Origin of the sequence: Calothrix sp. PCC 6303 (genome assembly GCF_000317435.1) — a bacterium.
Taxonomy (GTDB): Bacteria; Cyanobacteriota; Cyanobacteriia; order Cyanobacteriales; family Nostocaceae; genus PCC-6303.
The window spans coordinates 1,795,337-1,819,204 of the sequence record NC_019751.1 but is presented as its reverse complement, the minus strand read 5'-3'; the positions used below and the strand labels follow the sequence as shown (position 1 = coordinate 1,819,204).

The following is a 23,868-nucleotide window of genomic DNA, read 5'->3' as shown; positions in this document are numbered from 1 at the left end:
CTACGTTTACGCAGCCGCATTTAAGGTGAACACTGTGATTTCTGGACGACTATTAAACCGTAAATGCAATCCAGTCATACCAATACCACGATTGGTATATAATTTCATTTCACCAAATTGATAAAGCCCTTCATAGTATTTCTCCCCTAGAGGTGGTAAAACTAAAGGACGAAAAAAGGGTAAACGCATTTGTCCAGCGTGGGAATGTCCAGAAAATTGTAAATCAAAACGTTTAGTTGCGGCACTAGTATCAGCAAAATCGGGTTCATGCGCCAGGAGGATGGTTGCACCTTGTGGAGGCAGTTTTTCCAAAACCACATCTAAACGGCTTTTCCCCACCCAAACATCATCAACTCCAGCAATATTTAGCTTTGAGTTACCGCGTTCAATAGTGTAGATATCATTTTGCAGTAGAGAAATATTAGCTTGTTTGAGTGCAAATGCGATCGCATTCGCATCTGCCCAGTAGTCATGGTTGCCTAAAACTGCTACAGTTTGATCTCTGGGATGAAGTTGAGCGATAGAATTTTGGAGATTGGGAATAAATCGTTGAGCATGTCGAGTCACAAAATCGCCTGTAATAGCGATCAAGTCTGGTTGTTGTTGATTTACGAGTTGAAAGAGATGATCTAGCCGCTTTGGTGTCATTGTCCTGTCTGTATGGATATCGCTAATTTGCACTACTCGATAACCATTAAATTCTGGGGCAAGATGAGGTAATGTAATTTGTACTTGCCGAATTTCGATCCAGTTTGGTTCAATAAAATAGGCGTATATAAATAGGCTGATTCCCAACAACAGTGAAAAGACTTGTACCCTGGGAAAAGTCGCCTTGATAAGTTGTTTTTTTCGGGCTTGCTTTTTTCGGAAATATTTTTTCACCATTTGCCTATTTTTTTGCAAAACTAATCAAATTTACCTGCGATAACTTAGCTGCACCCCGTTTCTACCGAATTTTTTTAAAGTTGACCTTTGCCAATTGTCGTTAAAATCAGGTCTTGAAACCTGAATCTATCTGTTATGAAGTTACCTATTGTTGCTATTATTGGTCGCCCCAATGTGGGCAAATCCACATTTATGAATCGCCTTTCGGGCGAACAGACTGCCATTGTACATGATGAGCCGGGAATCACACGCGATCGCACTTACATGCCATCCTTTTGGCGAGATCGGGAATTTTTGGTGGTGGATACTGGTGGTTTGGTTTTTAATGATGATACTGAGTTTTTACCCCTAATTCGTCAACAAGCAATGCTTGCCTTAGCTGAAGCCAGTGCGGCGATTTTTGTTGTGAATGGACAAACTGGACTCTGTGCGGCTGATGAGGAAATTACTGAATGGCTACGTCAGCAACCTGTCCCGGTGCTACTAGCTGTGAATAAGTGTGAATCTCCAGATCAAGGTTTGATTCAAGCTGCTGAATTTTGGAGTTTGGGATTAGGTGAACCTTTCCCAATTTCTGCCATCCACGGCAGTGGTACAGGTGAGTTAATGGATAAGTTAATTACCTATCTCCCTGATACCAGTAATATTGAGGAAGTGGATGAAATTAAAGTTGCCATCATTGGACGACCAAATGTCGGTAAATCAAGCTTGCTAAATGCATTTGTGGGCGAAGAACGGGCAATAGTTAGTCCCATTTCTGGAACCACTCGTGATGCAATTGATACAATTGTTGAGCATGATGGACAAACCTACCGAATCATTGACACTGCGGGAATTCGGAAAAAGAAAAATGTCGAATATGGTGCCGAATTCTTCAGCATCAACCGCGCATTTAAAGCGATTCGGCGGTCAGATGTGGTATTGATGGTGATTGATGCTATTGATGGTGTCACCGACCAAGATCAAAAATTGGCAGGCAGAATCATTGAAGATGGTCGCGCCTGTGTAATTGTGGTAAACAAGTGGGATGCTGTGGAAAAGGATTCCTACACAATTTACGATCACCAAAAGCAGGTTGAACAGCGGTTAAATTTCACCGAGTGGGCAGATATGATTTTTGTCAGTGCTCAAAGTGGACAACGGGTAGACAAAATTCTCGATTTGGTGAAACCAGCAGCAGAATCGCACAAGCGTCGTGTAAGCACATCGGTAGTCAATGAAGTATTGGAAGAAGCTGTGCGCTGGCACTCACCACCAGTCAGTCGTAGTGGAAAACAGGGTAAAATTTACTATGGTACCCAAGTCAGTTCTGGTCCACCTGCGATCGCGCTATTCGTCAATGATGCTACACGCTTTAATGATAACTACAAACGTTACATTGAACGCCAGTTCCGCGAGCAATTAGGATTTAAAGGGACTCCCATCCGTCTATTTTGGCGCAGTAAGAAGGTTCGAGATATGGAAAGTGTAGGTCCAGGTTCAAATCGCGCGACTCGCGTTTAATCTAGTTATGAGTTATGAATTATGAAGATTCTTAACTCTAACTTCTCACCCTATATTTCCCAATGGACTTACTTCGTTCTTTACCAATTGGACTTTACCTCGAACAACCACAAACCTGGATGCATAAACTTGATCCTAGGGTCAAGTTTATCTGGTTGATGAGCTTTTTAACTACCTATTTGTTTGCTAATAATCTTTGGCGAATTTTACTGGTGGGGTTACTAATTGCTATGACTCTCATCGCTAGAATACCTCGCCGAGTTTGGCAACAACAGATGGGGTGGTTATTAATGCTATGTTTTTTTGTGTTGGTGATTGGGGCAGTGACTCCCGATGGATTGGGAATTAGCTATCAACCCCGTTTACCTAGTGCAGGAGTTGTCAAAGTTAATCCCCAAACAACACCACAAGCGACAGCAGCGCCCAAACTTGAAAATTCCACTAAAAGCTCTAAAGATTATAAATATACATTATTTGAGGCGGGTCCAGTTAGGGTGACTCGCCGTTCTTTAAATTTATCGATTCGCCTCAGTACAATTTTATTTACGGTTATATATAGTACTAATTTGTACTTGTTAACGACCGCACCAGAGGAAATCACTTCGGCAATGGAAAACCTGATGCAGCCGTTGAAAAGGTTCAAAGTACCCGTGACAGAGATTACTTTGACTCTAACTTTGTCGTTGCGATTTATACCCTTAGTCTTAGAAGAAATTCAAAACCTCATTCGTTCAGTTATGACAAGGGCAATTAACTGGAAAAAATTAGGTTTAAAAGGTGGGGCAAAAGTTTGGCTATTAGTAGCCGAAAGACTACTACAGAACCTATTATTAAGAGCAGATCAAATGGCAAACGCGATGACAGTTAGGGGGTTTACCAGTCCTAACGAACACCGCGTAGAGTGGTACGAATTAAAAATGCGATCGCGTGATTGGTGGGCGATACTAATTTTGGTAGCTTTTTGGGGAGTAAGATTCGTAATTGGTAATGAAGCTTAAGTTAACTGTTAGCTGAGGGTGTCTCTTCTCCCCATGCCTCCCCTGCCTCCCCTGCCTCCCCTGCCCCCTGCCCCTCTGCCTCCTAGGGATGAATCAAACCATCCGGCATAATTGCCCCCTCCAAATCCACACTTTCTAAATTTGCCCCGATTAAGTTAGCATTACTCAAATCAGCACCTTTAAGGGATGCACCGCGTAAATCAGCACCAGCTAGGTTAGTACCAGTTAAATTAGCGTTTTCCAAATCAATGCTGCGTAAATCAGCAGCTTGCAAATCCAAGTAGCGCAAGTCACATCCCACACAGCTTGTTCCTAGTTCTGGACGGGGAATTCTCCGCTGATGACGATAATGGTGGTGTTTGTAAGGAGTAATTTCATATTGTAGGGGAAGAGGGCGAGGTTCGGATTCCCGAAAAAGTCCCAAGGATGTCATCGCACCTGCAAAAATAAAGCTGAGTGTGACTATTTGGGGAATTCTTCGACTTAATTTGACTTTGGGGGTGCTAACTACTTGAAGTTGTCGCAGTTCATTTAAAGCTGTAACTGCATCAGGATAACGTTGTGTAGAATTGGGTGCGGTGATTTTTTCTAGCCAATTTTGCCAGCGAGGGGCAATATTTGGTAGTAGTTGTTTGATGTTGAAGCGAAAGGATTCATCTACTAAGTTACCAATTTGAGCAGATGGGGTTTTGGTTAGTAAGCAAATTAGGGTTGCACCTAAGCTATAAAGATCGGCTGATTTGCTTAAGGAGCGTCCAAATATCTGTTCTGGTGGCATGAATCCCAGTGTACCTTTAACTGTGGTACTGGCGCTCATTTGCTCTTCATCGCTGCGTGCTAAACCAAAATCTACCAGGTAAATCTGGGATTGGGCATCCATGAGGATGTTTTCGGGTTTGATGTCTCGGTGAATGATTGCAGGTTGTTGTTGCTGAAGGTAGATGAGGATTTCTAGAACTCCGATGGCGATTTTTTCGATGTCTAGGGGGGTGAATTGCCGTGGTGTTGCTAGCGATGGTGCTTCTTTGTATTCTTGGACTAGGCAAAATCCGGATGGGGTTTCAAAACAGTCGAGACATTTGGGGATTTGGGGATGGTTGAGTTGTCGTAAAAGTTCAATTTCTCGCTCAAATGCGGCAAATCCTGACCATGTAGCGCCAATTTGAGCAAATTGAAATTGTTTGATGACGACTTTTTCTTGAGTTTCGAGGATGTTGGCTTTGTAGGTGATTCTTCCTCCGCTGAGGTTGTGTCCGAGGAGGGTTTCGATGCTGTAGCCTTCGTTGCTAAAGTCGGGGAATTGGGGTTTGTTGGTGAGCATTTTTTTAAGAGTTTTAACGCAGAGAAACGCAGAGGGAAGCGCAGAGTTCCGCAGAGAGGAAGAGAAGAGAGAGGAAATTTTAGACTCTTTTCTGTAGGGTTTTTGTTTTTTCTACTAAGCGAATAAATTCTGCACGATATCCGTCTAGGTCGCTTCCTACCGATTGACGTGCTAGTTTGAGAATGGTGTCTAAGTTTGTGTTGCCTTTGCTGGGGGAGTTTCGTAGTACCATGGCATATTGGGTTACTGATGCGGCAAATTTGAGGTTGTTTGAGGCGTTTTCTAACTGTAAACCTTGATCAGCGATCGCATAACTCAATAATTGGGATTTTTCAGTTTGGGGTGGTTTGTATCGCAGTTTCACTTGCATAATTTCGTTGCTCTTGACTGCGTTTTGAGTGATTTGCTGGTTTTGGTATTTTAAAGGGTCGATGTTTCCTTGGACTGCATTGCTGTTTATACCTGCGGGGACTATTTCGTATAATGCTGTAACTGTATGTCCTGCACCTAGTTCTCCTGCATCTTTTTTATCGTTGTTAAAGTCTTGGCTTTGTAGGGTGCGGTTTTCGTAGCCTATTAAACGGTATGCTTGGATTTTAGCTGGGTTAAATTCAACTTGGATTTTTACGTCTTTGGCAACTGTGAGTAAGGTTGCACCAAGTTCTTTAACTAATACTTTTTTGGCTTCTAGAAGGCTATCTATGTATGCATAGTTACCGTTGCCCTTGTCTGCAAGTTGTTCCATTTTGCTATCTTGCAGGTTGCCGGAACCAAAGCCAAGAACTGATAAATATATGTTGCTTTGTCGCTGTTTTTCAATGAGTTTGACTAATTCATCATCGCTGGAAATACCGACGTTAAAGTCTCCATCGGTGGCTAAGATAACTCGGTTATTACCGGATTTTATTAAGTTGTCGGTAGCAATTTTATAGGCTAGCTTTATTCCTTCTCCCCCAGCGGTTGAACCTCCGGCTTCTAGTTTGTCCAGTGCTGCCAAGATTTTCGCTTTTGCGGAGCCTGGTGTTGCTGGTAATACTAAGCCTGCGGAACCTGCATAGGCAACTATTGATACTTTGTCGGTTGGTCGCAGTTCATTCACCATCAACCGTAAAGCTGCTTTTAATAAGGGTAATTTATCTGCATCATTCATCGAACCCGATGTATCCAGTAAAAAGACAAGATTATTTGGTGCTAATTTCTCGATTCCGGGATTCTGGGATTTCATACCAATTTGTACTAACCGGTGTTGAGGATTCCAGGGAGTTGTGGCAACTTCCGTTGTGACTGCAAATGGTTGTTTACCCGCAGGTTGAGCATAATCATATTTAAAATAATTAATCATCTCCTCTACCCGCACTGCTTCTGGTGGTGGTAGTTGTCCATCGTTAATAAAGCGGCGAATATTGCTATAGGAAGCAGTGTCAACGTCTATGGAAAATGTTGAAAGTGGGTTGGAACTAACTTTTTGAAACTCATTTTCTGGCAGACTGCGATATTTTTCCCCGTTTGGTGCTTCTTGGGAGGAATCTAAACCCTGCTCTTTTGGCTTAGAGGAACTCAATGGCGGTTCCTGCTGGGTTTTGGCAACATTCCCACCTTGATTGGCACTCCCTGCTGGATTACTGTTGACGGCAGATTGGGGAACACTTGAACTTGTTTTTTTATTGGATGCTTCACAACCAATAATATTTATTACTAAAAAAGCAATTCCGCAATAAGTTAGTATGTGGCGCATATTTTATGGAACTAAGTGATAAAGCCAGGAATTTGAGTTCAGGTTGATAAATTTTGGCTTCTATCTCCCCTGATTCAAAAAAGACTTAATCTAATTTGTACTACTGTTCGCCATAGATCTAATGCTTGGTTACAGAAAATGCAACGCCGAAAATCATACCCCTATTTAGACTTTTCTATTACATAAGTCCTAAATGGTAGTGTGACTACACAAGTTGTCCCAATTCCAACTTCACTAGTGATACTGATATTACCTTGGTGCAAGTCTACACACTTTTTGACTACGACTAATCCCAACCCTGTACCAGGAATACTGCGAACATTTTTACCACGATGAAACGGCTCAAAAAGCTGTTTTTGATCTGTTAATGGAATGCCAATACCCTGATCGTGGACTTGGAGAATAAATGTGTCTAATTTAAACTCCAAAGCAAGGTGAACATTTCCCACTTGAGGAGAATATTTAATCGCATTCAACAGCAAATTAGAAAGAATCGAACGCAATAATCTTTCATCCACGCAAGCGGAAACGGCTTTTCCCTGGCAAGAAAATGTTAATGTGTGTTCTTCTCCTATACTCAGGCGCATTTCTTCCAAAAAAGAACTACAAAATGCTTGTAAATCTAATGGCTTGGGATTAAATTCTAGTTTTCCAGTTTCGGCTCGATTAATGGTCAAAATATCATCCAACATCTGCACCATATTTTTCACAGATATTTGAATCCGCTGTAAGTTTCGCAGTCTTTTCGAGGAGTTGTCCCACTCATCCTGACAGTTTTCTAATAATTGGGCAGCTGCTAAAGCTGTACTTAAAGGAGTGCGAAATTCGTGAGATGCCATTGAGAAAAAGCGTGTTTTCAAGATACTTAGTTCTCTTTCTCGCTCTAATGTTAATCTAATTTCATCTAACCGCTTGCGTTCTGTAATGTCACGACAATTAACCATAATTCTGGTATCTGCTGCATTATCCACAAACCTTTGACTAATAGCTTCTAACGTCCGCCACGAACCATCTTTGTGCTGACAACGAAACTCGATAGGGGCAGCTACTTTTGGATTTTGGATGGTGGAAATTAAGCTATGGTAAGTATTAGGAGAATCATCTTGGTGAATGTAATTCAATAAATTTTTGCCAATTAACTCTGCTGCTAGATAACCCAAAACTTTTTCTACTGAAGGACTTACATAGCTAATAATTCCATCTATATCAATAATTTTGACTATATCTAATGTATTTTCAATCAATGATCGAAAGCGTTCTTCACTCTGCTTTAAAGCTTGTTCAGCTTGTTTGCGCCCGGTAATATCCCGCTGAATTGATATCCAGTGGGTATAGTAGCCTGTTTTATCTGCTACAGGAACAATGCTCAATTCATTCCAGAATTCTGAGCCATCTTTGCGGTAATTGATGACTTCAACGGTGACTGATTCCCAACTCAAAAGGGCAGCGCAAACTTTATCTAGTTCGATGCGACTTGTTTTGGAACCTTGAAGAATTCGGGGTGTTTTGCCCAAAACCTCTTCCAAGCTATAGCCTGTGGTACGAGTAAATGCTTCATTTACGTAGATAATACGCGGTCCAGGTTGATTAATGGGTTCTGCTTCAGTAATAACTACCGCATCATTAGTATTAACAACAACAGATTGTAGCAGCCGTACTTGTTCTTCTCGTTGCTTTTGTTCTGTGATGTCAGCAATTACCGCCACTATGCCATTAATAGTATTGTCGCTATCATACAAAGGAGCCGCAGAGAAAATAATATCTATTGGAGTACCATCTTTTTTTAGAGGTCGTAATTCAAGCCTGGTATAGGTTGTTCCTTCAAATATACTTTCTCGGAGGGTATTGTATTCTGAGGTTTTGTCATCTAAAAAAATTGGGCTAGGACGATCAATTACCTCTGCTTCTGTCCAACCAAACATGCGTTGTGCAGCAGGGTTCCAAATTTGGACATTGCCGACTAAATCAATTGTGAAGATAGCACGAGGAGAGGCATTTATTAAAGCTTGTAGCGCTGCTTGTGTGCGTTGACGTTCGGCAATTTCTGCCCGCAGGGAAATATTAGCTTTGGTTAACTCTGAAGTTCGTTGTTGGACGCGAAGTTCTAGGGAAGCGTTAAGTGTTTGTAGTTGTTTGTAAAGTTCTGATTGTTGGATGGCAATAGCTACCTGGGTTGCAAGTTGCTTCATCAATTCAACTTCCCAGCACTCCCATTTGCGAATGCGATCGCACTGATGGGCAATCAGCAATCCCCAGAGATAAGGGGTAGAAGTTGCTCGATCTGCTTCCCGATTTTCTTGTAATATTGGTACTACTAACTTCGCCTTGACACCAAACTGTTTCACGAAGTCCTTCAGACATGGCTCTACATCTTCTTGCTCAACGTTGGTGATTGTACGAGTTTTCCCTAGTGAATATGCATCATGATATTCTTTAGGAAATACCTCTTCCGGAAAAGTTTCGCCTAAAATTTTTATATAATTAGGCAATGCTGCTTCAGTAATTGCACTACCTGTACCGTCCTTCCAAAGGCGATAAATTAGCACCCTATCTGCTTGGAGAAACTGCTGGACTTCCGCAACGGTAGTAGCTAGAACCTCATCTAAATCTAAAGACTCACGGATATGTTGAGCAATCTGGTTTACCAGTCGTTCCCGCTCAGTTTGTTGACGTAGCACAACTTCTACCCGTCTTCGTCTAGTTACTTCCTGGTTGAGAAAATAGTAAAGTCCTCCCAGGATAACAATACCAAAGCCAACGGCGATAGGTGTAACGCTAAGAATGCTAAAGTTAGGCATGAGCGGAGAATGAGAGAATGAGTCTAGAAAATAGATTGTCAATCATAAACAATTGACTTGAATTTAAAATATTTTTGTCTGCTGTAGAGACGTAGCACTGCTACGTCTCTACAATGTTTTTGGTTCTATCTGAACTGTATTGGAATTTAATCTCAATCCTGATTACTGAAATAACGTATTTCTAAAATACATTTGACTCCAATAAATTTCAGTAAATAGACTTGGGTGAAATATTTAATTTCTAATATTTAATTATAACTAATTAGTAGTAATTTTTTTATCAACAACGTTGATCGAATCTAGTGTATAAAGCACCATATTTAAACCAGTATTGCTTTAAATTATGACAGGGCGTATGCAAACTAGCTTTGGCACGATAAAGAATAACCTGGCGATGATCGCCCATCCACATTTTATCAATAGGTTCAACGGAAATTAATGTTCCTCCAAGAGCTACTATAGATTGGCTAAATCTCTCAACACAGGAATAGTCTATGCTTTCAAATATGAAAAAGTTACCCGAACAGATTAAATGACGGCTTCGTATCCAACATTTGAGTTTTTTCTCTGCTTGTGGTGGCAACATTTTTTTCTATTTTTCGCTACAAATTAAAAATCAAATAATCGGCGAAAATTGATGCGGAAACACACATAGATCAAGATGATTCAGTTAGTCGCAAAAACCCTAAACTGGATAGGTTAGCAAACAAGCAAACTCACGAAGATGTTGGGTTACGCTCCACCCAACCTACAATTGCTACAATTACTGTAGGGATAAAGCGCATTGATTATTGGTGTCAACTTAAGCTAAAAACCTCTTGAAATCTCGTTTCCAGCCTCTGGCTAGAAATGCATTCTTTGGAGGCTCCTGCCTCCTTATGTGACCTACGGTGTACACACAAGTCGGTAAATCCCTCACTCCGTCTCTTGTTGAAAATCCCAGTCTCACGGCACAAGTCCATTGAAATGGACTAAAAACTAAAAATATTCAGTCATCTTGCAGATGATTTTAGTTATTAGACGGTGATTTTAACCGTTGGCGAGGGTGGGATTATAGAAAATCTAGGGAATTCAAGACTTGTGTGTACACCGTAGCCTTATGTAACTGGAGGCGGGAGCCTTCAAGACAGGCGCTCCCACGCAGAGCATAGGAGCGAGATTGGGCGAGGCTTTCACGTTAAGTTGAGACGTATGAGCACTGCTAAACTCCTACCAATCCATGTGTCGTATTATTTTTCCAAATTGGTATTTATCTGGGTATCACCACGCCTTAATTTTGACCAAATTGGTAACGTACTAGTATCCACCAAATTTTGGAAGGAAACCAAATGCGGGTAGTAGGTTAAAAGAGATAATCAAAAACACAACAGAAGCGAAGATCCATAGAATCAAGTCCAGATCAGGACGACGTAGGAATGTCTGTAAGTTGAAAGGCTCAACTTTCCTAGATGTCATCGTCAGATGTGGTAATTTATCCCGATAGTCTTTGCCGTAGCGAGCCATTCTTTCAAAAGGTAATTCGCCTTCAGAACGTCCTGCTAACATCCGTCGTCGTTGATAGGGGACAGTGTTATCACCGAAGTTACTCAAGTATTCTTCACTATTGAGTAAGTCATCAATAAATCCTTGCAGTCCTTTAGTCGCTAGTACAATTGACCAGGCGAGTTTTTCGCGTTCGTTGTATACTTCACGTCCTAGAATTCGCTGGATACAGATCTGTACAAAGCGATAATTATTATTACTGTCGTAGGTCAGTCGTCGAAATGAATCAGAAGTTACTAATCCCCGAATAAAGTCTTTGACTGTGATTTGACCGGATCGAATCTGAGATTCCAAAAATCTTTGACGATTGCTGGATAGCATTTGTTGTTCGTTAAATATCTGGCGGTAGGCTGCGAGGATAAGAATATCCATCTCCAGAGATGACAGTAGATTTTCGGTGTTATGTATTCTAGGTTGCTCATCTCCAGGAATTTCATATCCACGGACGCGATTATTTTGAGAGATGGGGGAGTAACTGAGTAAAGGAATCTTCATAGGTAATTCAAAATTATCAAAACGAAAGTTTCTGTTTTTTAGGAGCTTTGAGGCTTTTTTTGAGAGTGTTCTAAGAAAATGTTTGAAAAGCTCTGTTCTAGGTAGGAAGAAGTGTTAGATTCCACTAAATCCAGAGGAATAGAACGGGAGGAAAATTCACACTGCTTTTACCTGCCTTTAAACAAGGGAACTTTAAGAACTTTCCCTATTGAAGTTAGGTTCAGGTAATCTCGGTGATGCTCACAATTTTGCCGGAAGTACGATTTATTCGCTGGATTTGGGAAGTCATATTATCGCCTGCAACAGTGTAGGAAGTTGCGCTGCGACGGCGAGGACTATCAAATTTGGAACCTTGTACTACAATCTTGAACATTTTTTTGTTTGCCTCACCGGAACCTCCTAAATTCAAGGATGCGGGTGTGACGTTATTTGCACTATTAGTTGCTACTGCATAGACAAGCTGGGAAGCTTTGACTGCGCTGCTCACCTGTGATGGTCCTCTGTCAAGGGTAAACATCCGGTTATAACCGACTTGCTTTTGTCCGATTTGGGTGCTGTTACCGCGATAGTAGGGGACGATGTTTTCTCCAAAGGCTGTCTGATACTCGTCGCTGTCAAGATAAGAATCAATTTCAGCATCGTAGCCTTTTTCAATACAAAGGCGAATATGTTTGGATATTTCCTCTTGACTGAGGGGAGCACGTCCTAGTATATGCTTGAAGTTCAATTCGACAAAGCGGTAGGGAGCACATTTTTCAAAATAGCGGCTCCTGTAAAAGGCTGATTTTGCCACTGCTCTGACAAACTCCCGTACACTGAGAGTGCGATCGCTTAACTGAGATTCTGCACTAATTAGGCGTTCACTGTCCATGACGTGGGGATTGCCTAAAATCTGTTTGTAGACTGCACGAATAATCGACTGTACCTCATCTACGCTGTTATTTACGCACAATTCATATTTGTAGGTAGTTGCCATTTGAATCTCCGAAATTATTAATTTGTCAGAAACCTTTGTATCTAGCACTCTCTATCTTTATAAAAATGCCAATTTGTACTAGTAATCCCTTATTCGTCTAGTTAACAGAAGTAATGCTGGCAATCACGCCACCTTGTCGGTGAATTCTCTGATATTCTTGCGATAGTTTATCAAAGGGTACAAGATAAACTTGGTTACTACGTCGAAACTGAGAAACCCGGTTGAGTTTATTTGATCGATAACCAGTGACTTCTATTCGATATACCTTGCCATTTTCGCTTGCATCCACACCATGACGTGTTCTAGAAGTTACAGGTGGATTGCGGAATTTCGCACCACTGCTAGCTGGTGAAATTACAGGGGTGGGTGTACTTTGAATGACTAAACTGTTTAATTTGGGTTGCTTGCCTGCTAAATCACCCTTCAAGCTGCTACTGGAAGCTCCCCGTACCATTTGAAATATGTGGGTAAACTGCACCATGTTCTGACAGGCTTCAGTTTTGTAACCTCGGATATAAGGTACAAAGTCTTCGCCGAAATTACTTTGATATTCGTCACTGTCGATATAGGAATCAATTTCAGCGTCAAAACCTTTTTCGTCCAAGATCGTGCTGTGAACACGCATTTCTTCCAAATCGATGGGAGTACGACCAAGAAGATGTCTAAAATTTAACTCTATTGCTCGATAACGAGGGCAACTTGTGAAAAAGCGAGAACGGTATAAATCTGACTTAGCTACTCTGCGTACAAATTCACGAACGCTGATTTCTCCAAGCTTAAACTGTGATTCGATGACAGTCAGCCGTTCGCTTTCCATCACATAGGCATTACCTAATATTTGTCTGTACACAGCCTTGATCACAATTTCCAATTCTTCTGGCGAAGAACCAGATATACACTCAACTGGTGGAGTTTCGTCAAATAGGCTGACACCTAAACGTGAACTTGGTCCAAAAGCCATTTTAATGAAAGTCTCCTGTTTGAAGATAGAGTTTTTTACAGGGTCTTCAGGAGGTTATGAAAAATCCCCACAGAATAGACAATTACATGACAAAAGTAAGGAAATGGGTCAGGAGATTGTAAAGAAATCGGAAAGAATCAGCAAAATAAATAAATTGTTACTTTTTGCAATCTTTTCTCAAGGATAGTTGCCAGATTGTTTTAAAAATATTTTGATGGTGACAAAACTACACTTATGCGAATTCTCTTGATTGAAGATGATGTACGTCTTGCTGAAACTTTAGCAGAAGCCCTCACAGACCAACGTTATATTGTTGATGTGGTGATGGATGGTGAGGGAGGGTGGAATCAAGCTAAAATTCTGGATTATGATTTACTGCTGCTGGATGTAATGCTGCCAGAACTAGATGGAATAAGTCTTTGCCATCGTCTGCGATCGCATGGTTATACTATGCCTGTTCTGATGCTCACTGCCCGCGATACCGTCACTGATAAAATTACTGGACTTGATGCTGGTGCTGATGATTATGTCGTCAAACCAGTGGATTTACAAGAACTATTTGCTCGGATTCGAGCTTTATTACGTCGAGGTAATGTTTCATCACCACCAATCCTAGAATGGGAAAACCTGCGCCTCAACCCTAGCACCTATGAAGTAAGCTACGGACAAATTATGTTGCATCTGACTCCAAAAGAATACGGAATCTTGGAGTTGCTGCTACGCAATGGTCGTCGTGTCCTCAGTCGTAGCGTGATTATTGAACATGTTTGGTCACTAGAATCTCCTCCAGAAGAACATGCTGTGAAGGTTCATCTCAGAAGTCTACGTCAAAAATTGAAAGCAGCAGGAGCCTGTGAAGATTTGATTGAAACCGTTCACGGCATCGGTTATCGTCTCAAACAACTTGATTGATCATTCAAAACGCGTATTTTAAAGATATTGTTCTTTTGACTAGTTCGGGTTTTGTAGCATGGTGTTACAAGATAAGCTTAGATTACTATGAGAATAACGAATGACTTTGTTAACTCTAGAAAATTGTGATTAAAAACCATGTCCCGTTCCTCAGCACCAGCCGTGCTCTTAGTAGACGGCTACAATATCATTGGCGCTTGGTCGTGCCTAAAGAAAACCCGTGACCAATCTGGACTTGAAGCTGCACGTTACGAGTTAATCGAATCTCTGACCAGCTATAGTGCTTTCCATGGCTATGATACTCAAATCGTCTTTGATGCCCACTATCAAAATACTTGCAGCCATCGGGAAGTAATCACAGAACTTTTATCAGTTCATTACACAGATTTTGGTCAGACAGCAGATACATATATTGAAAAATCCTGCGCTGGACTGCGACAGCAATTAGCTCAATCATTAATTTCTCGGGTAATTGTCGCCACATCTGACCGGATAGAGCAATTAATGGTGGGTGGATATGGTGCAGAATGGTTATCTGCTCTGCAATTATGCCATGAGGTACAGTTGAGTGTTTGTCGGGCAAGAAAAAATTATCAATCCCGAAAACAACCAAAAGGTAGATTTTTAATGAATACCATAGATCCAAAAGCTCAACAAAAGTTGGCAGCGTTACGTATGGGGATGAGCCAATAAATAAAAACCCTCCAACTAAAACTGAGCAGACTCTCTGAAACCTTTAGAGAGTCGTGTCTTGGTGAATAAATTTTTGGCTTTCTAGTTTGGCTGAAAAAAATATGGAAAAATTTTCTAAAAAGACTTGCCATTTATTTTTTTTACCGCTAGTATGTTTAATGTAATTAGAGCATTCCTCAGTAGCTCAGTGGTAGAGCGATCGGCTGTTAACCGATTGGTCGCAGGTTCGAATCCCGCCTGGGGAGTTTAAAAAATATAAATACGGCTTTTGAATTTTTGTTGCGTTTGAGGTAGACAAGTGGAGAATACAGATTCAAGACTCCAAGCCTCATACTCAAAAAGGTTTTGGCTACTGGATCGTGAAATAACTTTCCTGAATCATGGATCATTTGGTGCTTGCCCTCGTCATGTTTTGGAGGTTCAAGCAAAAGTGCGATCGCAACTTGAAAATGAGCCTGTAAATTTCTTTAACCAGCAATGGGAACCCCTAATAGATGCTTCACGGGAAAAACTAGCAGCTTTTGTCGGCTCAGATGTTGAGGACTTGGTATTTGTCCCCAATGCAACCACAGGAGTTAATTCAGTACTACGTTCCCTTTCGTTTCAACCGGGTGATGAACTTTTAACAACAAATCATGAATACAACGCTTGTCGTAATGCTTTAGATTTTATTGCTAATCGTACAGGTGCAAAGGTTGTAGTAGCAGATATTCCTTTCCCCATCGAATCATCGCAGCAAATCACTACAGCAATACTAAGCAGAGTCTCCTCAAAAACACGTTTAGCCTTAATTGACCATATTACTAGTCAAACAGGACTAATTTTTCCAATTCAAGAAATAATTCAACAACTCCAAGCACGGGGAATAGATACGTTAATAGATGGTGCCCATGCACCGGGAATGCTACCCTTAGATTTACGGGCAATTGGCGCAACTTACTACGCTGGTAATTGCCACAAATGGCTATGTGCGCCAAAGGGAGCAGCTTTTTTGTACGTACAACGGCAAAAACAGCCAGAAATTCGTCCTCTGACAATCAGTCATGGAGCTAATTCACCATTAACCCACAAAAGCCGCTTTCAACTAGAATTTGATTGGACGGGAACCAGCGATCCTACACCTTACATTTGTGTGGGTGAGGTGATCCAATTTCTAGGTTTATTGTTACCCGGTGGCTGGGGTGAATTGATACAACGCAACCACGATTTGGTATTGGAAGGAAGACAAATAATTTGCGATGCGTTAAAAGTAAAAGCACCTTGTCCGGATGAGATGATCGGGTCAATGGCGGTTATCCCAATGCCGAAAGTTTTAGATAGTTATACTCACACTTCGTTGCACGATCAATTATTGGATCAGCACGGGATTCAAGTCCAGGTAGTACCTTGGGAAGGAATGCATCGATTATTATTGAGAATATCCGCACAGCTTTATAATTCTCTCGAAGATTACCAGTATTTAGCAGAAGTATTGACAAATTTAGAGTACTCCAACTAACAAATATCCAATTGCCATTGTGTAATTTACTTCCCGGTTAGCAGATTCATAGGGAGTATCCAGTTTTTACAAATAGCCCATTAGGCTAGAAGCCTGGGTAAGCGATACCCTTGTAGGGTATTTCTTCTAAAACGGGATACTATCGATTACTATAGGATGCCATTGGTGAATCATGGGTAACGTCCCTGAGTATCTCGAAGTTCACCCTCACCCTAGAAGGGCGCGGTAGCCGTATAAAGCCCACCTCCGTGGGCTAAAGCATTCAGGGAGATGGGCTTCATATCGATAACCCCCATGCCGTTGGGCTTTACGCTTGATAATGCGAAACAGACAAGCAAGCTACGGAATGACAGGTTTTGGATCATTTATTCGTTGGAATACTATAAAAGTATTTTTTTGTTTAAGAGCATTGGGTGACGGAGAACAGAAAATTTATTTCCACCTCTCCATACCCACATACCCTTTTTTGAGCCTTATGTTACATTTGACCGCTAAAGACAGGCTTCACTTTACGGTCAATCCATTCCCCCAAGTCTTCGGCAACAGTTAGGACAGATGGTTTACAACGCTTGACGTTAATTTTCAAGCCTTGTGCACCCTCTTGCTCAAGATCTTCGATGTAGCCTTTGATTGCGGCTTGGGCTTCGGTGGAATTAAGAAAAGGTCCAAAATAGTAGGTACAACGAGGAGTTTGTGTTACAACCTCTACCCACCAAGCTAAACCAAGATTCTGAAATACGTTGGTTACAACTTCTCTAAGGTTATTCCAAGTGCTTTTCATGGTTTTCAGCAATTTCTTTCTAAATTTTGTACAGCGTGTAAAGGAGTATTTGGAGATTTTAATTCGTTTAAACTTCTTTATACTCTTTTACCCTGGTTTTTACCACGATAATGTTGCCTACTTATCAAGATGGAGTGTATTTGCCCAACGTTGACGGAAAATTTCATACAATGCCATACCCGCTGCCACCGAAGCATTAAGGCTAGGAGTCTTTCCTGCTAAGGGAATCGATAGCAAAACGTCGCAGCAGTGCTGTGTCAACATGCTTAAACCTTCACCTTCAGAACCAATGACCAAAACAATTGGGGTTGCTTTTTGATGATGATCTTTACGACTAGTAAATTCTACAGTATTTAGTGGGACGCTACCATTTACAGCAGTTCCATAAATCCAGAATCCTGCGGCTTTGAGTTCTTCTAGGGTACGACTGAGGTTAACAACTCTCGAAACCAAAAAGTTTTCTAAAGCTCCTGCGGCAACTTTCATGACGGTGGAGGTGATACCCGCTGCTCGACGTTGGGGGATCACTAATCCTTGCGCTCCTAACGCTTCTGCTGTACGAATCATTGCTCCTAAGTTTTGAGGATCAACTATACCATCTGCAACTAAAATCACTGGTGAATCAGTGACGGCAAATGCTTTGCTCACCATTTCTTCTACATCAATGTAGGCATAGGGCGCAATTTGGGCTGCGATCCCCTGATGGTTGGCATAATTGGTGAGTTGGTCTAAACGTTTTGGATCAACTTCATCAACCACTGTGCCGTTTTCCTTGGCGCGGGTAATTAATGAATGATAACGGGAGTCGTAGCGTAGACGGGGTGTGATCCAAATTCGGTTAAGTTCTCTTTCGTTTTCGAGAGCGCTTAAGACAGGGTATTTTCCGTAGATTAGGTCGGTGTCTTGGGAAACTTCGGTAGAGATGGGGGGACGGGAAATTTTACGATATTTCCGTGAGGTATCAAAGCTACCATCTTCGCTATTTCTAGATGTGGTGGGTGTGGAGGATATGTGACGACGAGTATCTACTTTCCGAGATTCACCTTGGGAATATCGTACTGGTTTGACTTCACTACTGTCTTCATGTCTTCTTAGTGGTGCAGATACTGGGGCGGTTTGACGATGCGATCGCCCTTTCGGTGCATCCCCGTCCCATGAATAACTATCTTTACGTATGTCATCTCGTGAATAACGGTTTCTTGGTGCAACTTCATCCCGTGAGTAGCGACTTTTGGGTGCTTCATCTCGTGAGTAACGAACTGGTTTAACTTCGTTACCATCTTCTCTACTTCTAGATGGTGCGGAGAAGGAAGATATGGGGCGACGCTTGGGTTGGGGTTGCTCACCAAAGGCATCTTGGTTGTCTCTTTTGCTGGTACGGATGGGATGGGAAATTACGCGTTTACCTTTAATTGCCACAGGTTTTGGGCGGCGTGATTCACTGGAGGTTTTGATTTTTTTTATCTTAGCCATGACGTTATTTTGATTGGGCGGATGGATATGGCAGCACTCAGTTATATACCTCAATGTACATAGCCTTCCGGAGATCGGCTTGCCAAATTGAGACAAGAGTGCTTATTTTGATTCAAGATTTAATTTTTGCAACAGTTCTGTTAAGCGAGTTTCATCTGTAAGGAAGAGGTATCCGATTAAGGCTTCAAAACTTGTTGCTTGCTGGTAAATTTGGGGATCGAGGCGTTTTGGTATTCCTGTCGCAGCATTGCGACCTCGACGGACAATTTCTAGCTCACCACTTAGCAGATGGGGAATTAGCGATCGCAAGTGAAGCGCTTGCGTTTCTGCTCGTACCTGCGCCACTACCAGATTGTGGTACTGATCGACACGGGACGGTGGTAATAGATAAAACGTTCTCACATACAATTCATAAACCGCATCTCCGAGGTAAGCTAGAGATTTAGGGGAAAGTTTTTTTAAATCAGCCTGACTAATTGATTGTACTAGTGAGGCTGTCACAGCCTTTACAGCTTGATTACAAGATGATTTCTGCTGACCAATTTCATCTTGTTTGGCTAATGATCCTTCCTCCTGTGATGTCACAAATTCATCTTTCCTTAACAGACTATATACGGGAAATTTATGCAGGGAAAACTATTTTAACCATATCTAGACCCACAAGTCTATAAAGTATCATTGCACTATTGACATCTTTCCTACTGAAATTCGGAAAGGCTGATAATCTCAAGAATTAATTCTTAAATTTCTGGCTGCAAATTGAAGTGCGGGGAAGCTGCTGAAAATCTCCACACTATGGGATTACAAATCTAATGTCGAACAAAAAGTGAGTCTTTCCGTTTATGCTTGATTCATAAGCATTGCAATGTACTGAAGCAATAGTGATAAATATTAACTATACTTTTATGATAATTTATTTGCAGTTTAGGTTTCCTTGATGTAGCTATAACTAAATCAAGTTACTTACTTGTTGGTGCTTTAATTTCAAGATTTAGAGCCTTGATCATCGCCAGTAGTTTCCTTTAGCAGTTCCTGTTTATACTTCAGGAGCTAAATCCAGCAGCAAAACCTCTTTAGTTTTTTAGCAATTCCACTATGATATCTCTATTTTGGTTTTCTTGCACTAGATAAATGAGATTTTTCACAAAATTAAGCTATCCGGTTAAAACATCGGATAGCAAAATTTTTTTTAATCCGGTCAAGCAATTAAAACGACTTGATGTTTTCTAGAGCGGCATCAACAGATGTTTGCAACATCAGAAATTTCTCCAAGCGGACAAGCTTGACCGTTTGAGTAACGCGAGCATTGGTAACAATTTGTAAGGTACCTTCAGCGCTTTGAGCTTGTTTTGCTAACTGTACAAGCGCTCCCAAGCCGGAACTGTCAACAAAGTCAATTTGAGACAGATCCAAAACAATATGCTTGGGACTTTCTTCAATTTTGCTGCTGAGAACCTTGCGAAATGTTGGCTCCGAAAAAGCATCTAACAAGCCTGTGAGACGGAATAGTTGGCAGTTATCACGAACTTCACGGGTGCCTCTCAGGCTGACGGTTAGATTAAGTGACTCAGCAATAACTCCCTCCTCATTTGGGCTAACGCTCCAGTATATGTGTTTTGTTTGTACGTTGTCTATAAGCTATGTGTAGAAGAAAAAAAGTGACTTCAAATTGATCAGAATCAAATTCAAAACTTGACTTGATTCTAATGTCCTTGAGCCTCTAATTTTGATCTCTAGCAAATAGCCTTTTTCTGTTTTACATCACGCTGGCGATTTTTGCTTGTTTTGCGGTTCGCATAACTTGAACAAACTGCTCAAATAAGTAATCAGCGTCATGGGGACCGGGACTAGCTTCAGGGTGATATTGAACAGAAAAAATTGGTAGATTCCGGTGACGCACCCCTGCAACGGTTTGATCGTTGAGGTTGAGATGGCTAATTTCAACGGTTGTGTTTGGTAAAGATTTGGGATCGAGGGCAAAACTATGATTTTGGCTGGTGATTTCCACCCGTGCTTGTAAATCAGACGGCAAACCTGCTGGTTGATTTAAACCACGATGACCAAATTTGAGTTTAAACGTCTCTGCTCCCAATGCATGACCAAGAATTTGGTGTCCCATACAAATGCCAAACATGGGTTTTTCGCTTTTGAGCAGTTCTTTTGTGGTTTCGATCCCTTCTGTAACGGCAGATGGATCTCCTGGTCCATTGGAGAGGAAGATACCATCAGGGTTGTGCTTCATGATTTCTTCAGCGCTAGTGTGGAGGGGAACAACGACCACTCGACAACCATAGCTTGCTAAACGACGAAGAATATTCCGTTTAACGCCAAAGTCCAGAGCAACAACTGTAAAGGTTTCATTTGCATTTGTGTGACAATTGGGATTAAATTCCCAAATCTCGGTTGTGGGTTCAGACCATTCGTAAACTGAGGAAGTTGTCACTTCGCGGGCAAGGTTGAGTCCTGCCATGGTGGGGGCTGTTTGGACTTTTTCCCATAATTCGGCTTCGTCCAAAATTTCCGTGGAGATGCCGCCGTTCATTGCCCCGTGAATGCGAATTTTACGGGTTAGAGCGCGGGTATCGATACCGTAAATTCCAGGAATTTGATTTTTTTTCAGGTAGTCAGGTAATGACTCGGTAGAACGCCAGTTACTTGGCTTGTGACAAATATTACGGGAGATAGCACCGCGTACCTGAGGACGTTCTGATTCTTCATCTTCTGAATTAACTCCGGTGTTGCCCAATTCTGGATAAGTGAACACAACTATCTGACCGCAATAGCTGGGGTCGGTTAGGACTTCTTGGTATCCAGTCATGCCAGTGTTAAAGACGACCTCACCAATGGTGGTTCCGGTGGCACCAAAAGACCAACCACGATAGGATGTACCATCTGCTAATACTAATAAAGCTGGGGTTGGGTCAGATAGAGGCATAAGAATTAGGGTTGTAAAGGTCTGGGGGTTGATGGATGATTATTTTTTCAAGAAAAATCATAACTACTAGTAGATTTGTGTCCCTCCAGAAAGTTAGAATAGCAGACAATTATGCTTCAATTTTCTCTGTTGCGTTCAGCACTGTTACTTGTATCGGTCGCACTAGTTGGTTTAACTGTTGGCTGTCGGCAGGACAAACAGACAACTTCTGCTAGTGAAAGACATCAAAGTGTTTCTAGTGCTTCAAGTCCCACAAATTTTCCAGCACCCAGTGAAACACAACAGGTGTTAGCTGCTGCCAAATCAGAACCGAATTTGTTTGAATTGGGTTTAAATCGAGCGGCTGGTGCTTATAGTATCAGTCAAACGGCGAAATCTGGTGATGATTGGCTGTTGGTTGCGGGTCAATACCAAGATGCGATCGCATTATTGAAACAAGTGAATCCCCAAGATTCCAGTTACGCGATCGCGCAATCTAAAATTACCGAATATCAACGCCGGATCAAAATCGCGCAACAAAAAGTCACGTTACGTCCCCAACAAGAAGTAGCATCCCCCACTCCCAAGGAAACTATTGTTGTAGTTCCCCAAGCAGTTGTATCTGCCAAAATCCCGACCGCTTCACCTCCAACCCAAACTAAAATCATCCCACCTCCAGAACCAAAAATTACCAAACCCCTAATTATCCCCAATTCGGAATCTACAGAACTACTCACACAACAAACCCCAGTTTACACAGTCCCCATCAAACGTCGTGCTGGTGGTACACCCGTAATTGAAGTTACTTTTAACGGGAACCAAAAGTTTGAGATGATTGTTGATACTGGAGCTAGTGGTACAGTAATTACTCAAAAAATGGCAGCAACCTTACCAGTTATCGCCGTTGGTAAGGCTAAAGCAAATACTGCTAGTTCCAAATCGGTGGAGTTTGCCATTGGTTATGTCAACTCCATAGAAGTTGCCGGGGTTCAGGTAAATCGAGTGGCAGTTGCCATTGCTGGGTCAGAATTAGAAACAGGTTTATTGGGACACGACTTTTTTGGAAATTATGACATCACCATCAAGCAGAATGTCGTAGAGTTCCGTCCCCATCTCCAAACATCTACCTATTCTTCCGGAATTAACTCTTTAGAAAATCGACCAGCTGTACCAATTTATCCCAAGCCGCCCCGCTAGTTAGGATTTCCTTTGCCATTGCTACTGATTTAGCATGATCTCGAAATTCCACCACACCCCCAAGTTGTAAAGCTAACCCGGCATTTAACGCAACCGCATCTTGTTGAGCGCCAGTTCCTTTTCCCTGTAATACTGCTGTCAGAATTTGCTTATTTTCTTCCACGTCACCACCCTGTAACGCTGTGGTGGGTGCCGGGGTCAATCCTAGTTCTTCAGGATTCAAAGTATCTAATTTAACAATACCATCAGCTAATATTGCTACATCAGTAATATCAGCTAAACCAGCTTCATCCAGCTTTTCCCGTCCATGCAATACAAAAGCCCTTTTTATACCTAGTTGTTGTAGTGCTTCCGCCATGGTTGTTAACAATTTTGAGTCAAATACACCAATAATTTGGGCAGTTGGGTGTAGTGGATTTACTAATGGACCAAGTAAATTAAATACAGTCCTTACTTTTAAATTCCGCCGTAAAGTCGCTACCGATTTTAAGGCTGGATGCCAACCTGGAGCAAATAAGAATGTTATTCCCACTGCTGCCACTGCTGCCCTGACTCGCTCACTAGGTGCAGTTAAATTTACTCCCAAAGCTTCCAGAACATCAGCACTACCCACACGACTCGATGCCGAACGATTACCATGTTTAGCTACGGGTATCCCCGCAGCCGCAGCAACAAATGCAACAGCGGTGGAAATATTAAAGGTGGAAGCACCATCCCCCCCAGTCCCACAGGTATCAATCAAAATCGGAAGCCCTAAATCCTGAGATTGGGAAGATTGAGATTGGAGAACTTCAGCCATACCTGCTAATTCCACTGCTGAAACACCCTTAGCTTGGATGGCAATGAGAATTGCACCTGATAATTCTAGGGGTATAGCTTCAGCTAACCAACCCTGCATCAATTCAGCAGCTTGAATCCGAGTGAGTGATTCGTGGTTAAGAAGTTGTTGGAGTAAATTTGACCAGGTATCGGGGGAAGTATTCATGATATGTATTATGATTTTGCGGCTGGAGATTTTAAATACCCCAAGCGTATGCTGTGAATAGGTATGGGAAATATGGTACCGAAAATCATGCCCAGCTGCGAGATTTTTCGTAAATTAGCCGATTAATTAATTTAAAGGAATTATTTTTGAATCCTCACTTATTGCATAAAGTGGAATTACTCAACATATACATGTGTAAGT

At 41.7% G+C, this 23,868-nt stretch carries 20 protein-coding genes and 1 tRNA gene; 7 read left to right on the top strand and 14 right to left on the bottom strand.

What is annotated here, in order from left to right; genetic code table 11:
* Window positions 1-6: 6 nt before the first annotated feature.
* The gene (locus tag CAL6303_RS07490; protein ID WP_015197240.1) at window positions 7-885 is read right to left on the bottom strand and encodes a metallophosphoesterase; all 879 of its coding nucleotides are present in this window, start codon (window positions 883-885) and stop codon (window positions 7-9) included.
* A 135-nt stretch (window positions 886-1,020) separates the two neighbouring features.
* On the opposite strand from CAL6303_RS07490, the gene der reads away from it, so the two are divergent.
* Window positions 1,021-2,388, top strand: coding sequence for a ribosome biogenesis GTPase Der (gene der, locus CAL6303_RS07485; RefSeq protein WP_015197239.1), 1,368 nt, complete (start codon window positions 1,021-1,023; stop codon window positions 2,386-2,388).
* Window positions 2,389-2,450: 62 nt separating this feature from the next.
* Window positions 2,451-3,386: an energy-coupling factor transporter transmembrane component T family protein gene (locus tag CAL6303_RS07480; RefSeq protein ID WP_015197238.1), complete on the top strand. Its 936-nt coding sequence runs from the start codon at window positions 2,451-2,453 to the stop codon at window positions 3,384-3,386.
* Window positions 3,387-3,468: 82 nt separating this feature from the next.
* Here CAL6303_RS07480 and CAL6303_RS07475 read toward each other — a convergent pair whose 3' ends face one another.
* The 7 genes from CAL6303_RS07475 to CAL6303_RS07450 all read right to left on the bottom strand — a co-directional run bounded on the left by CAL6303_RS07475 (window position 3,469) and on the right by CAL6303_RS07450 (window position 13,214).
* Window positions 3,469-4,707: a serine/threonine-protein kinase gene (locus CAL6303_RS07475; protein ID WP_015197237.1), complete on the bottom strand. Its 1,239-nt coding sequence runs from the start codon at window positions 4,705-4,707 to the stop codon at window positions 3,469-3,471.
* Window positions 4,708-4,786: 79 nt separating this feature from the next.
* On the bottom strand, window positions 4,787-6,442 hold the full coding sequence (locus CAL6303_RS07470) for a vWA domain-containing protein (RefSeq protein ID WP_015197236.1): 1,656 nt from the start codon (window positions 6,440-6,442) through the stop codon (window positions 4,787-4,789).
* Between the two features lie 161 nt (window positions 6,443-6,603).
* Window positions 6,604-9,240, bottom strand: coding sequence for a PAS domain S-box protein (locus CAL6303_RS07465; protein ID WP_015197235.1), 2,637 nt, complete (start codon window positions 9,238-9,240; stop codon window positions 6,604-6,606).
* A 280-nt stretch (window positions 9,241-9,520) separates the two neighbouring features.
* Window positions 9,521-9,826, bottom strand: coding sequence for a hypothetical protein (locus CAL6303_RS29055; RefSeq protein ID WP_015197234.1), 306 nt, complete (start codon window positions 9,824-9,826; stop codon window positions 9,521-9,523).
* 710 nt (window positions 9,827-10,536) lie between these two features.
* Window positions 10,537-11,277 (bottom strand): phycobilisome rod-core linker polypeptide, encoded by a 741-nt coding sequence (locus CAL6303_RS07460; RefSeq protein ID WP_015197233.1) that lies wholly within the window; start codon window positions 11,275-11,277, stop codon window positions 10,537-10,539.
* A 220-nt stretch (window positions 11,278-11,497) separates the two neighbouring features.
* Window positions 11,498-12,253 carry a phycobilisome rod-core linker polypeptide gene (locus CAL6303_RS07455; RefSeq protein WP_015197232.1) on the bottom strand — a complete coding sequence of 252 codons (756 nt, stop codon included), beginning with the start codon at window positions 12,251-12,253 and terminating at the stop codon, window positions 11,498-11,500.
* A 97-nt stretch (window positions 12,254-12,350) separates the two neighbouring features.
* Window positions 12,351-13,214 carry a phycobilisome linker polypeptide gene (locus CAL6303_RS07450; protein WP_015197231.1) on the bottom strand — a complete coding sequence of 288 codons (864 nt, stop codon included), beginning with the start codon at window positions 13,212-13,214 and terminating at the stop codon, window positions 12,351-12,353.
* 234 nt (window positions 13,215-13,448) lie between these two features.
* Here CAL6303_RS07450 and CAL6303_RS07440 point away from each other — a divergent pair, with 234 nt between their 5' ends.
* The 4 genes from CAL6303_RS07440 to CAL6303_RS07425 all read left to right on the top strand — a co-directional run bounded on the left by CAL6303_RS07440 (window position 13,449) and on the right by CAL6303_RS07425 (window position 16,317).
* On the top strand, window positions 13,449-14,126 hold the full coding sequence (locus tag CAL6303_RS07440; RefSeq protein WP_015197230.1) for a response regulator transcription factor: 678 nt from the start codon (window positions 13,449-13,451) through the stop codon (window positions 14,124-14,126).
* A gap of 138 nt (window positions 14,127-14,264) precedes the next feature.
* Window positions 14,265-14,819, top strand: coding sequence for an NYN domain-containing protein (locus tag CAL6303_RS07435; protein ID WP_015197229.1), 555 nt, complete (start codon window positions 14,265-14,267; stop codon window positions 14,817-14,819).
* A gap of 173 nt (window positions 14,820-14,992) precedes the next feature.
* Window positions 14,993-15,064: transfer RNA gene (locus CAL6303_RS07430), tRNA-Asn, on the top strand.
* 53 nt (window positions 15,065-15,117) lie between these two features.
* Window positions 15,118-16,317, top strand: coding sequence for an aminotransferase class V-fold PLP-dependent enzyme (locus tag CAL6303_RS07425; protein WP_015197228.1), 1,200 nt, complete (start codon window positions 15,118-15,120; stop codon window positions 16,315-16,317).
* Between the two features lie 478 nt (window positions 16,318-16,795).
* Here the strand turns inward: CAL6303_RS07425 and CAL6303_RS07420 are convergent, their stop codons facing one another.
* From CAL6303_RS07420 to carA, 5 genes are all read right to left on the bottom strand, one after another.
* On the bottom strand, window positions 16,796-17,098 hold the full coding sequence (locus tag CAL6303_RS07420) for a DUF1816 domain-containing protein (RefSeq protein WP_015197227.1): 303 nt from the start codon (window positions 17,096-17,098) through the stop codon (window positions 16,796-16,798).
* A gap of 117 nt (window positions 17,099-17,215) precedes the next feature.
* A complete protein-coding gene (gene rlmB, locus CAL6303_RS07415) occupies window positions 17,216-18,274 on the bottom strand; it encodes a 23S rRNA (guanosine(2251)-2'-O)-methyltransferase RlmB (protein ID WP_041740337.1) in 1,059 nt (352 codons plus the stop codon).
* Window positions 18,275-18,673: 399 nt separating this feature from the next.
* Window positions 18,674-19,156 (bottom strand): Mini-ribonuclease 3, encoded by a 483-nt coding sequence (locus tag CAL6303_RS07410; RefSeq protein ID WP_015197225.1) that lies wholly within the window; start codon window positions 19,154-19,156, stop codon window positions 18,674-18,676.
* Window positions 19,157-19,777: 621 nt separating this feature from the next.
* On the bottom strand, window positions 19,778-20,182 hold the full coding sequence (locus CAL6303_RS07405; protein ID WP_083866296.1) for an STAS domain-containing protein: 405 nt from the start codon (window positions 20,180-20,182) through the stop codon (window positions 19,778-19,780).
* A 145-nt stretch (window positions 20,183-20,327) separates the two neighbouring features.
* A complete protein-coding gene (gene carA, locus CAL6303_RS07400) occupies window positions 20,328-21,506 on the bottom strand; it encodes a glutamine-hydrolyzing carbamoyl-phosphate synthase small subunit (protein WP_015197224.1) in 1,179 nt (392 codons plus the stop codon).
* Window positions 21,507-21,617: 111 nt separating this feature from the next.
* On the opposite strand from carA, the gene CAL6303_RS07395 reads away from it, so the two are divergent.
* On the top strand, window positions 21,618-22,682 hold the full coding sequence (locus tag CAL6303_RS07395) for a TIGR02281 family clan AA aspartic protease (protein WP_015197223.1): 1,065 nt from the start codon (window positions 21,618-21,620) through the stop codon (window positions 22,680-22,682).
* On the opposite strand, the gene trpD is transcribed toward CAL6303_RS07395, so the two are convergent.
* Window positions 22,627-23,667, bottom strand: coding sequence for an anthranilate phosphoribosyltransferase (gene trpD, locus CAL6303_RS07390; RefSeq protein ID WP_015197222.1), 1,041 nt, complete (start codon window positions 23,665-23,667; stop codon window positions 22,627-22,629). The genes CAL6303_RS07395 and trpD overlap by 56 nt on opposite strands.
* Between the last annotated feature and the right edge of the window lie 201 nt (window positions 23,668-23,868).